This window comes from Streptomyces sp. NPDC015346 (assembly GCF_043078785.1).
Lineage (GTDB): Bacteria > Actinomycetota > Actinomycetes > Streptomycetales > Streptomycetaceae > Streptomyces.
This window is the reverse complement of sequence record NZ_JBIBTW010000002.1, coordinates 108,332-120,391: the sequence shown is the minus strand read 5'-3', so window position 1 is coordinate 120,391 and position 12,060 is coordinate 108,332. Positions and strand designations below refer to the sequence as shown.

Here is a 12,060-nt window from a genome sequence, read left to right as displayed (position 1 = left end):
AAAGAAGGTCGAACGTGACCACACAGACCGAGGTGCCGCAGCGGCGCGGCACGCCCCAGGACTCGGGCCCCACCCCGGTCATCTCCGTGCGCAGGCTGTGGAAGGTGTTCGGGCCGAAGGCCGAGCAGGTGCCGGAGTCCGAGGAGTTGTGCGGGCTCACCCGCCGCGAGCTCATGGACCGTACCGGATGCACCGCCGCCGTACGGGACGTCCACTTCGACGTCTCGCCCGGCGAGGTCTTCGTGGTCATGGGCCTGTCCGGCTCCGGCAAGTCCACGCTGGTGCGCTGCCTGACCCGGCTGATCGAACCGACCGCGGGCGAGGTGGTCTTCGAGGGCGAGGACATCCGCGAGGCGGATCCGGCCCGCCTGCGCGAACTGCGACGTCGCAAGTTCTCCATGGTCTTCCAGCACTTCGGTCTGCTGCCGCACCGCCGCGTCGTCGAGAACGTGGCCTTCGGTCTGGAGATCCGGGGCCTAGGCAGGGCCGAGCGCACCAGGCGGGCCCAGGAGGTCGTCGAACTGGTCGGCCTCGCGGGCTACGAGAACTCCTACCCCGACCAGCTCTCCGGCGGTATGCAGCAGCGCGTCGGCCTGGCCCGCGCGCTGGCCGGCGATCCCGACGTGCTCTTCTTCGACGAGCCGTTCTCGGCGCTCGACCCGATGATCCGCCGCGACATGCAGAACGAGGTCATCCGGCTGCACCACGAGGTCGGCAAGACGATGGTGTTCATCACCCACGACCTCTCCGAGGCACTCAAGCTGGGCGACCGCATCCTGATCATGCGCGACGGCAAGATGGTCCAGTGCGGCACCGGCGACGAACTCGTCGGCGCCCCGGCGGACGACTACGTCCGCGAGTTCGTCAAGGACGTGCCGCGTGGTGACGTGCTCACCCTGCGCTGGATCATGCGTCCGGCGCGCCCCGAAGACGCGCTGGACGGCCCCGAGTTGGGCCCGGACGTCGTGGTGCGCGAGGCCACCCGGGCCGTACTGGCCGCCGAGAAGCCGGTCAAGGTCGTCGAGAACGGCACGCTGCTAGGCATCGTCGGCGACGAGGAGATCCTCGCGGTGGTCGCCGGGCGGGAAGGCGGCGCGCGATGACCGTCGCCGTCGAGAAACCCGGGAAGACACAGGCCCCCGAGCCGGCCGCTCCCGTCGAAGGGACACGCAAGGTCGGCCGGCCGATGGTGGTCGGCGCCATCCTGGTCGTCTGGCTGGTGCTGTTCGTCGTACTGCGCGGCAAGCAGACCCTCGCCCTGGCGGCGGCGGACCTGACCGATCTGCACCGGTGGTTCAACGACGTCAACGACTCGATCGGCGCCAACCGCAACTCCAACCCCCTCTTCCTGTACTTCTTCAACGAGATCCGCCTGGTCATCGACACCCTGGTGACCTTCGTCCAGGAGCTGATCTCCCAGCCCACCGGCGACCGGCCCGTCCCGCGGATCGGCTGGCTCGGGGTCGTCGGCATCGCCGGCTATGTCTCCTGGGCGCTGGGCAACTGGCGGGTCGCGCTCCTCGCGGTGGCCGGCTTCACCTTCCTGGGCCTGCAGGGCCTGTGGCAGGAGAGCATGGACACCCTGGCGCTCACGCTCTCCGCCGTGTTCGTGGCGCTGCTGTTCGCGATCCCGCTGGGCGTGTACGCGGGGCTGTCCGACCGGTTCCACCGGATCACCACGCCCCTGCTGGACTTCATGCAGACGATGCCGACCTTCGTCTACCTGGCCCCGCTGACGCTGTTCTTCCTCATCGGCGGAGCCTCCGCCACCATCGCCACGGTGATCTACGCGGCCCCGCCGGCCATCCGCATCACCGCGCACGCCATCCGTTCCGTGCCTCGGACGACGGTGGAGGCGGCCGACTCGCTGGGGGCGACGCGACGCCAGGCCCTGCTGAAGGTCCTGCTGCCGATGTCCAGGCGGACCGTGGTGATGGGCGTCAACCAGACCATCATGGCCGCCCTGGCCATGGTGACGATCGCGGCCCTGATCGACGCGCCCGGCCTCGGCAAGACCGTCGTCCAGGCGCTGCAGTCGCTCGACGTGGGCACGGCCTTCAACGCGGGCCTCTCCATCGTCGTCATGGCGATCGTCCTCGACCGGGTCACGACCGCGGCCGGCGCGCGCGAGGAGCGGGCCCGGCGCTCGACGGGCCGTCTCCTCGCGTGGCGCCGGCCCCTGCTGGGCGCGGGCGCGGCGGTGACGGCCGTCCTGATCTTCCTGTCGCACACCTATGTGTGGGCGGCGGAGTTCCCCGGCGAGGGCGGTCTGGGAAGCTCCATCGCGAGCGCGGCCGACACCGCGACGACCTGGGTGCAGGACAGCCTGTCGGGCGTCACCAACGCCATCCGCGACGTGATCACCAACGGGCTGCTCAACCCGTTCCAGTCACTGCTCACCGACTCCCCGTGGTGGCTCGTCGGCGCTGTGCTGATCGCGCTCGGCATCGTCCTCGGCGGTCTGCGCGCCGGCGTCACCATGGCGGTGTGCGTGGGTCTGCTGGTCGCCACGGGGGTGTGGTCGGACAGCATGACGACGCTGGCGTCGACCGTGGTCGCCACGGTGCTCGTGATGCTGCTCGGCATCGTCTTCGGCGTGTGGATGGGGCGCAGCGCGCTCGTGGACCGGATGCTGCGGCCCAGCCTGGACGCGGCCCAGGTCATGCCGCCGTTCGTCTATCTCGTGCCGTTCCTCGCGCTGTTCGGCGCGACGCGCTTCACGGCGATCGTCGCGGCCGTCGTCTACGCGGCTCCCGTCACCATGAAGATCATCGCGGACGGGGTACGGGACGTGCCCGCGACCACCGTCGAGGCGGCCACCTCCGCCGGGTGCAACACCTGGCAGATCATCACCAAGGTCCAACTGCCGATGGCGCGTGGCGCCCTGACTCTCGCGACCAACCAGGGCCTGATCTACGTGCTCTCGATGGTCGTGGTGGGCGGCCTGGTGGGAGCGGGCGCCCTCGGCTACGACGTCGTGGCCGGCTTCTCGCAGGGCCAACTCTTCGGGAAGGGGCTCGCCGCGGGGCTGGCCATCGTCCTTCTCGGAGTCATGTTCGACCGGATCACTCAGGCAGCGGCGCGGCGTACCAGCGCGTAAGGAGCGACGGACCATGGCAAGGCAAGCACCACACCGGAGAGTCGGCGTGGCCGGCATAGCGGGCGTAGCCGTCATCGGACTGACCCTCACCGCCTGCGGCGGTGCGAAGGTCGGTGACAGCTCGTCGGGCGCCGGCGGCTCGGGCAGCTCCGGCACATGCGGCACCTTCAACCTCGCGGTCAACCCGTGGGTCGGTTACGAGGCCAACGCGGCGGTCATCGCGCACGTCGCGGAGCACGACCTCGGCTGCGAGGTCAACCAGAAGGATCTGAAGGAGGAGATCGCCTGGCAGGGGTTCGGTACGGGCGAGGTCGACGCCGTCGTGGAGAACTGGGGCCACGACGACCTGAAGAAGAAGTACATCACCGACCAGAAGACCGCTGTCGACGCGGGCCCGACCGGCAACGAGGGTCTCATCGGCTGGTACGTGCCGCCGTGGCTGGCCAAGGCGCACCCGGACATCCTCGACTGGAACAACCTCAACAAGTACGCGGACCGGTTCAGGACCTCCGAGTCCGGCGGCAAGGGCCAGCTCCTCGACGGCGACCCGTCGTTCGTCACCAACGACGAGTCGCTCGTGAAGAACCTGAAGCTCGACTTCAAGGTCGTGTACGCGGGCAGCGAGACCGCCCTCATCCAGGCCTTCCGCAAGGCGGAGAAGGACAGGGAATGGGTGATCGGCTACTTCTACGAGCCGCAGTGGTTCACGTCCGAGGTGCCGCTGAAGAAGGTCAAGCTGCCCGAGTACAAGGAGGGGTGCGACGCCGACCCCGAGAAGGTCGACTGCGACTACCCCGTCTACAAGCTGGACAAGATCGTCAGCGCGAAGTTCGCCACGTCGGGCAGCCCCGCCTATGACCTGGTGAAGAACTTCCGCTGGACCAACGACGACCAGAACATCGTGGCGAAGTACATCGCGGTGGACAAGATGACCCCCGAGGCCGCGGCGAAGAAGTGGGTCGAGGCCAACCGCGACAAGGTGGAGGCCTGGATCGAATAGGCCCTTCAGGGACGCCCGGTGGGCGGTGCGCACGGACGCGCACCGCCCACCGGGCGTTGCCGTGTTCCGGGCCGTTTCCCGACGTCACGGGCCCCTTGACACCCACCCGGACGGCAGGCACATTGAGTTGCGCAGCCTGAATCGCGTTGCGTAAAAAGCAACTCAACCGGAGGTGCGGCGATGGCGGGACCGCGTGTGGTCATCATCGGGGCGGGAGTCGTCGGCGCGGCTCTCGCGGACGAGATCTCGGCGCGGGGCTGGACCGAGGTGACGGTGGTCGACCAGGGTCCGCTCCCGGCGACCGGAGGCTCCACCTCGCACGCCCCCGGCCTGGTCTTCCAGACGAACTCCTCGAAGACCATGACGGAGCTGGCCCGCTACACCGTCGAGAAGTTCTGCTCTCTCGACGTCGACGGCAAGCCCTGCTTCCTTCAGGTCGGCGGCCTCGAAGTGGCGACCACCCCCGAGCGCCTCGCGGAAGTGCACCGCCGGCACGGCTGGATCACCGCCTGGGGCATCGAGTCGCGGATCCTGACCGCCGACGAGTGCGTCGAGAAGCACCCGCTGCTCGACCGCGACAAGGTCCTCGGCGGCCTCTTCGTCCCGACCGACGGCCTCGCCAAGGCGGTCCTCGCCGTCGAGGCGCAGATCCGCCGGGCCACCGAGCGCGGCGTGCGCTTCCTGCCGCGCCACGAGGTCCTCGACGTCATCGAGGCCGACGGCGAGGTGACCGGCGTTCTCACCGACCAGGGCGAGATCCCCGCCGACATCGTCGTGTGCTGCGCCGGCATCTGGGGCCCGAAGATCGCCCGCATGGTCGGCATGAACCTGCCGCTGACCCCGCTGGCCCACCAGCTCGCGTGGACCGGCCCGATACCGGCCCTCGCCGGCCAGACGGAGGAGGCGGTCCGCCCGATCCTGCGCCACCAGGACGCGGACCTCTACTACCGCGACCGCTTCGACGGCCTGGGCATCGGCTCCTACGGCCATCGCCCGATGCCGATCTCCGCCGACGACATCCTCTCCGTGGACGAGGCCCACGACATGCCCTCGGTCCTGAAGTTCACCGAGGAGGACTTCGAGCAGGCCTGGAGCGAGACGCGGGCTCTGCTCCCCTCGACGCGCGAGGCGAAGGTCGAGGAGGGCATCAACGGCCTGTTCTCCTTCACCACCGACAACTTCCCGCTGCTCGGCGAGTCCCCGGACGTCAAGGGCTTCTGGGTCGCCGAAGCGGTGTGGGTCACCCACTCGGCGGGCGTCGGCCGGGCCATGGCCGAGTGGCTGGTCGACGGGCACTGCTCGTCCTTCGACCTGCACGAGTGCGACGTCAACCGCTTCGAGCCGCACCAGTTGTCCCCCGAGTACGTCCTGGCGCGCGACTGCCAGAACTTCGTCGAGGTCTACGACATCCTCCACCCCCTCCAGCCGTCCGGGGACCCGCGCCCGATCCGCACCGGCCCCTTCCACGCCCGCCAGCAGGAGCACGGCGCCTTCTTCCTGGAGGCGAGCGGCTGGGAGCGCCCGCAGTGGTACGAGGCCAACGCGAAACTGGTCGAGGGCCGTTCCATCCCCGCCCCCAACGACTGGGCAGCGCGGTTCTGGTCGCCCATCGTGGGCGCCGAGGCGCAAGTCACCCGCGAGTCCGTCGCGATGTACGACATGACGGCCCTCAAGCGGCTGGAGGTGAGCGGGCCCGGCTCCGCCGAGTTCCTGGAGCGCCTGTGCACCGGCAAGGTGGCCAAGTCCGTCGGCTCCGTCACGTACACCCTGCTGCTCGACCACGACGGCGGCATCCGCAGCGACATCACCGTCGCCCGCCTCGCCCGTGACCTCTTCCAGGTCGGTGCCAACGGCAACCTGGACCTCGACTGGTTCAGCCGCCACCTCCCCGCCGACGGCACGGTCCAGGTACGCGACATCACGCCGGGCACCTGCTGCGTCGGCCTGTGGGGCCCGCTGGCCCGCAAGGTCCTGCAGCCGCTGACGGACGACGACTTCTCAGGCGACGGCCTGAAGTACTTCCGCGCCAAGCGCGCCTACATCGGCAGCGTGCCGGTGACGGCGATGCGCCTGTCGTACGTCGGTGAACTGGGCTGGGAGCTGTACACCACCGCCGACCAGGGCCTCAAACTGTGGGACACCCTGTGGCAGGCGGCGGAGCCGCTGGGCGGTGTCATCGCCGGCCGCGGCGCCTTCAACAGCCTCCGCCTGGAGAAGGGCTACCGCTCCTTCGGCACCGACATGACCTACGAGCACGACCCCTACGAGGCCGGCGTCGGCTTCGCCGTCAAGCTCGACAAGGGCGACTTCATCGGGAAGGCCGCGCTGGAGCGCCGTAAGGAGAACGTGCGGCGCAAGCTGACCTGCCTCACGATCGACGACCCGCATGCGGTCGTCCTGGGCAAGGAGCCGGTGTACGACGGTGACCGCGCGGTCGGCTACGTCACCAGCGCCGCCTACGGCTACACCATCGGCAAGGGCATCGCCTACGCCTGGCTCCCGGCCGGGCTGGCCACCCCCGGCACGCCCGTGCGGATCGGCTACTTCGACCGGCGCGTCGAGGCGGTCGTCGCCGAGGAGCCCCTGTTCGACCCGACCATGTCCCGTCTCCGTGGCTGACACCCGCGTCCCGTCCGAGGGAAGGAACACCGCCGGTGAACGCACAGCTGCTCGACGGCAAGGCGACCGCCGCCGACATCCGCCACGAACTCACGGAGCGCGTGGCCAAGTACGGGCACGTCCTCAAGTACCCGAAGCATCCGCACCTTTCAGAAGACGGAGACGGAGACGTCCGATGAGCCCCCGCACCCCCGGCGCCGACCTCCCCGACCACCCCGACTTCCTGTGGCGTACGCCCGAGCCCAAGCGGTCGTACGACGTGGTGATCGTCGGCGGCGGCGGACACGGCCTCGCCACCGCGCACTACCTCGCCAAGAACCACGGCATCACCAATGTCGCGGTGCTGGAGAAGGGCTGGCTCGCGGGCGGCAACATGGCCCGCAACACCACGATCATCCGCTCCAACTACCTGTGGGACGAGAGCGCCGGCATCTACGAGCACGCGCTCAAGCTCTGGGAGGGACTGGCGGAGGAGCTCGACTACCCCATCCTCTTCTCCCAGCGCGGCGTGCTGAACCTCGCGCACAGCCTCCAGGACGTCCGCGACAGCGTGCGCCGCGTGGAGGCGAACCGCCTCAACGGCGTGGACGCGGAGTGGCTGGACGCGGACGGTGTCAAGGAAGTCTGCCCGATCGTCAACACCTCGCAGGACGTGCGCTACCCGGTCCTGGGCGCCACCTACCAGCCGCGCGCCGGCATCGCCAAGCACGACCACGTCGCCTGGGGCCTGGCCCGCTCGGCGGACGCCGCGGGCATCGACATCATCCAGAACTGCCAGGTCACCGGCCTCGACGTGGTCGGCAACCGCGTCGTCGGAGTCCAGACCGACCACGGCCCCATCGCGGCCGGCAAGGTCGCACTCTGCTCGGCGGGCCACACCTCGGTCCTCGCCGCCATGGCGGGCATCGAACTCCCCCTCCAGAGCCACCCCTTGCAGGCCCTGGTGTCCGAACTCCTTGAACCGGTGCACCCGACGGTCGTCATGTCCAACGCCGTCCACGTGTACGTCAGCCAGGCCCACAAGGGCGAGCTGGTGATGGGCGCGGGCATCGACGCGTACAACTCGTACACCCAGCGCGGCGCCTTCCACATCATCGAAGAGCAGATGGCGGCGGCCCTGGAGCTCTTCCCGGCCTTCGCCCGGGCTCACGTGCTCCGCACCTGGGGCGGCATCGTCGACGTCAGCCCCGACGCCTCGCCGATCATCGGCCTCAGCCCCGTCGACAACCTCTATCTCAACTGCGGCTGGGGAACGGGCGGTTTCAAGGCCACCCCGGGTGTCGGCTGGGTCTACGCCCACACCATCGCCCACGACACTCCGCACGCACTCAACGCCCCCTTCTCGCTCGACCGTTTCACCACCGGCGCGCTCGTCGACGAGCACGGCGCGGCCGCGGTGGCCCACTAGGGAGCCGAACCCATGCTGCTCATCCCCTGCCCGTGGTGCGGGCCCCGCGACGAGGCCGAGTTCCACTACGGCGGCCAGGCCCACGTGCCGTACCCGGAGGACCCGGCGTCCCTCTCCGACGAGGAGTGGGCACGCTACCTCTTCTTCCGCGACAACCCGAAGGGCCCCTTCGCCGAGCGCTGGAGCCACGCGGCGGGCTGCCGCCGCTGGTTCAACGCGGTACGGGACACCTCGACGAACGAGGTTCTGGCGGTGTACCGGCCGGGCGAGGAACGCCCGGCACGTCTTGAGCCGAGGCCGGCTGTATCAGCCCGTCCGGCACGTCTTGATCCGAGGCCGGCTGTTTCAGCCCGTCCGGCACGTGAGGACAAGGCCCCTTCAGGGCCGATGGGGGGCGAGGGGACAGCACCTCCTGGCGGGCTCGAAGGAGCGGAGCCCCTTCAGGACGGGGAGGGTAGGGGCGGCAGGGGGGCCGCGTCCCTCAGCGGCTCCGCCGCGGGCCAGCCGTTCCGCCACCCCACCCGCGGCCGCATCGACCGCGACACCCCCCTCACCTTCACCTTCGACGGCACCGCGTACCAAGGCTTCAGCGGGGACACCCTCGCCTCCGCCCTCCTCGCCAACGGCGTCATCCAGGCCGGCACCAGCATCAAGCTCGGCCGCCCCCGAGGCATCTTCTCCGCCGGGGTCGAAGAGCCCAACGCGGTCATCCAGATCGAGGAACCCTTCCCGGAGCCGATGCTCCCCGCCACGACCGTCGAGCTCTACGACGGCCTGGTCGCGAGCAGCCTCCCCGGCCAGGGCCGCCTCACCACCGAGCCGGACCCCGCCCGCTACGACGCCGTACACGCCCACTGCGACCTGCTGGTCGTCGGCGCCGGCCCGGCCGGCCTCGCGGCAGCGGCGGCGGCGGCGACAAGCGGAGCCCGCGTCATCCTCGCCGACGACCAGCCGGAACTCGGCGGCAGCCTCCTGGGCACGGCCGAGCACCTCGACTGGCTGCGGGAGGTGACCGGGCAGCTCGCCGCCGCCCCCGAGGTCCGTGTCCTGCCCCGCACCACCGTCTTCGGCTATTACGACGACAACCACCTCCTCGCCGTCGAGCGCCGCACCAACCACCTCGGTGCCGCCGCCCCCGAGAACGTCTCCCGGGAACGGGTCTGGCGCATCCGCGCCCGCCGCGTCGTCCTCGCCACCGGCGCCCACGAGCGCTCGCTCGCCTTCCCGGACAACGACCGCCCCGGCGTGATGCTGGCCTCCTCGGCCCGTACGCACGTCAACCGACACGGTGCCCTGCCCGGCCGTCACGCCGTCGTCCTCACGACGAACGACAGCGCGTACGCGGCGGCGCTGGACCTGGCCTCGGCGGGCCTCGCCGTCGCGGCGATCGTCGACACCCGCCCCGAACCGGGGGAGTGGGCAGAGCGCGCGCGGACGGCCGGCATCGAGGTGCTGGCCGGACACGCCGTCACCGGCACGGAGGGCGGGGCCCGCCTCACCGCCGTGTCCGTCGCGCCGTACGGAGAGTCGGCGGGGCGGCGGGAGTTCGCCGCCGACCTGCTGCTGGTCTCCGGCGGCTGGAATCCGGTGGCGCACCTGTTCAGCCAGTCCGGCGGCAGGCTTCGTCATGACGAGACCCTGGGCTCCTTCGTCCCCGACACCTGCCACCAGGCGGTCGAGGTCGCGGGCAGCGCGAGCGGCGTCCTCGACCCGGCCACGGTCCTGGCACAGGGCGCGGCCGCCGGTGCCCGCGCCGTCGAGGCGGAGGGCTACACGCCCGGGACGCCCCGCCTCCCGGAGGTGCCCGCGCAGCCGCGGCAGACGCCGGCGATGCACGTGTACGTCGTCCCGGGTGACGCGGTCGGCCCCCGTTTCGTCGACCTCCAGCGTGACGTCACCGTCGACGACCTGGCCCGCGCCACCGGCGCCGGTCTGCGCTCGGTCGAGCACACCAAGCGCTACACGACGGCCGGCACCGCCAACGACCAGGGCAGGACGAGCGGGGTCCTCGCGAGCGGGATCGTCGCCGAACTCCTCGGCGTGGACATCTCGGCGCTCGGCCTGCCCACCTTCCGGCCGCCGTACACCCCCGTCTCCTTCGCCGCCCTCGCGGGCCGCGACCGGGGCGCGCTGAGCGACCCGGTACGCACGACCGCCCTCCACGAGTGGCATGTCGCGCACGGCGCCCTGTTCGAGAACGTCGGACAGTGGAAGCGCCCCTGGTACTACCCGCGGGACGGCGAGGACAGGGAAGCCGCCGTGCTGCGCGAGTGCCGAGCCACCCGCGAGAGCGTGGGCTTCATGGACGCCTCCACCCTCGGCAAGATCGACGTGCAGGGTCCGGACGCCGGCGTCTTCCTCGACCGGCTCTACACCAACATGATGAGCACCCTGAAGGTCGGCATGATCCGCTACGGCGTCATGTGCCGCCCGGACGGCATGGTCTTCGACGACGGCACGGTCATCCGCGTCGCCCCGGAGCGCTTCCTGGTCACCACGACGACCGGCAACGCCGCCGCCGTACTCGACTGGATGGAGGAGTGGCTCCAGACCGAGTGGCCCGAGCTGAAGGTCCGCTGCACCTCCGTGACCGAGCAGTGGGCCACGATCGCCCTGGTCGGTCCGAAGTCCCGTGACGTCCTCGCCTCACTCGCACCCCGACTCGCCGTGGCCAACGACGACTTCCCGTTCATGGCGTGGCGTGAGGCGACCGTCGCCGGCATCGAGGCCCGGGTCTGCCGGATCAGCTTCTCCGGCGAACTCGCCTTCGAGATCAATGTGTCTCCGTGGCAGGGCCTCGCGCTGTGGGAGGCCGTGTACGAGGCCGGCGCGCCGTACGGCATCACCCCGTACGGCACGGAGACCATGCACGTCCTGCGCGCCGAGAAGGGCTATCCGATCATCGGCCAGGACACCGACGGCACCGTCACGCCGCAGGACCTCGGCATGAGCTGGGTGGTGTCGAAGAAGAAGCCGGACTTCGTCGGCAAGCGGTCCCACGCCCGCGCGGACACCGTCCGCCCCGACCGCAAGCACCTGGTCGGACTGCTCCCCGAGGACCCTGGCACCCTCCTCCCGGAGGGCACCCACCTCGTCGCCGACGGTGTGCTGCCGGCCCCGCCCGTCCCCATGCTCGGCCATGTCACCTCCAGTTACCGCAGCGCCGCCCTCGGCCGGACGTTCGCGCTCGCCCTCATCAAGGGCGGCCGGGACCGCATCGGCGAGCGGCTCTACGCCCCTGTCGGCGACCAGCTGGTGCCGGTGACCGTCGCCGGCCCTGTCCTCTACGACCCCGAGGGAGCCCGCCGCGATGGCTGAGACCACCCTTACCGCCCTCACCGTCCTCACCGCCCCGCTCCGCAGCCCGCTGGCGCAGATCGCGGAGCGCCTGGCCGCCGCGACACGTACGTCCGGGGGCGCGATCCGGCTGGCCGAACTGCCCTTCCTGACCCAGCTCGACGTACGCCTCGACGCCAAGGGGGCGGCGGCGGAAGCCGTCGGGCTCGCACTGGGCCTCCCGCTGCCGCTCCAGCCGAACACCGTCGTCCGCGCCGGGGAGCTGACCGCGCTGTGGCTCGGCCCGGACGAGTGGCTGCTGGTGGGACCGCCGGGGAGCGAGCGGGACCTGGAGAGCCGGATCCGGGAGGCCGCGGGCGGCGAGTTCGTCTGCGTGACCGACGTCTCCGCGCAGCGCACCACGCTCCTGGTCACGGGCCCCCGCGCCCGTGACCTGCTGGCCCACGGCTGTCCGCTGGACCTGCACCCGCGGGCCTTCGGCGCCGGACACTGCGCCCAGACGACGCTGGGCCGCACGCAGGTCGTCCTGGTCGCCCGGGACGAACCCAGGGCCGGATTCTGGGTTCTCGTGCGCTCGACGTTCGCCGGCTATCTGGCGGATTGGTTGCTGGACGCGGCGACGGAATACGTCTGACG

Annotated in this window: 8 protein-coding genes; all 8 read left to right on the top strand. The window is 70.8% G+C overall.

Features of this window, described 5'->3' with window-relative positions; genetic code table 11:
- Nucleotides 1-14: 14 nt before the first annotated feature.
- The 8 genes from ACF06X_RS06520 to ACF06X_RS06485 all read left to right on the top strand — a co-directional run bounded on the left by ACF06X_RS06520 (nt 15) and on the right by ACF06X_RS06485 (nt 12,058).
- Nucleotides 15-1,103 (top strand): glycine betaine/L-proline ABC transporter ATP-binding protein, encoded by a 1,089-nt coding sequence (locus ACF06X_RS06520; protein ID WP_392286089.1) that lies wholly within the window; start codon nt 15-17, stop codon nt 1,101-1,103.
- A gap of 470 nt (nt 1,104-1,573) precedes the next feature.
- Complete coding sequence (locus tag ACF06X_RS06515) at nt 1,574-3,100, top strand: ABC transporter permease (protein ID WP_392286870.1); 1,527 nt, start codon at nt 1,574-1,576, stop codon at nt 3,098-3,100.
- A gap of 13 nt (nt 3,101-3,113) precedes the next feature.
- Nucleotides 3,114-4,100, top strand: coding sequence for an ABC transporter substrate-binding protein (locus ACF06X_RS06510; protein ID WP_392286088.1), 987 nt, complete (start codon nt 3,114-3,116; stop codon nt 4,098-4,100).
- A 180-nt stretch (nt 4,101-4,280) separates the two neighbouring features.
- Nucleotides 4,281-6,719, top strand: a complete 2,439-nt coding sequence (locus ACF06X_RS06505; RefSeq protein WP_392286087.1) for an FAD-dependent oxidoreductase — start codon at nt 4,281-4,283, stop codon at nt 6,717-6,719.
- Nucleotides 6,720-6,754: 35 nt separating this feature from the next.
- Entirely contained in the window at nt 6,755-6,898 is a 144-nt protein-coding gene (locus tag ACF06X_RS06500) for a hypothetical protein (RefSeq protein ID WP_392286086.1), read from the top strand.
- A complete protein-coding gene (locus tag ACF06X_RS06495; protein ID WP_392286085.1) occupies nt 6,895-8,127 on the top strand; it encodes a sarcosine oxidase subunit beta family protein in 1,233 nt (410 codons plus the stop codon). The genes ACF06X_RS06500 and ACF06X_RS06495 overlap by 4 nt, the downstream gene beginning before the upstream one ends.
- Nucleotides 8,128-8,139: 12 nt before the next feature.
- Nucleotides 8,140-11,445, top strand: coding sequence for a sarcosine oxidase subunit delta family protein (locus tag ACF06X_RS06490; protein WP_392286084.1), 3,306 nt, complete (start codon nt 8,140-8,142; stop codon nt 11,443-11,445).
- A complete protein-coding gene (locus ACF06X_RS06485; protein ID WP_392286083.1) occupies nt 11,438-12,058 on the top strand; it encodes a sarcosine oxidase subunit gamma in 621 nt (206 codons plus the stop codon). Before ACF06X_RS06490 ends, ACF06X_RS06485 begins: the two co-directional genes overlap by 8 nt.
- The last annotated feature ends 2 nt before the right edge of the window (nt 12,059-12,060 follow it).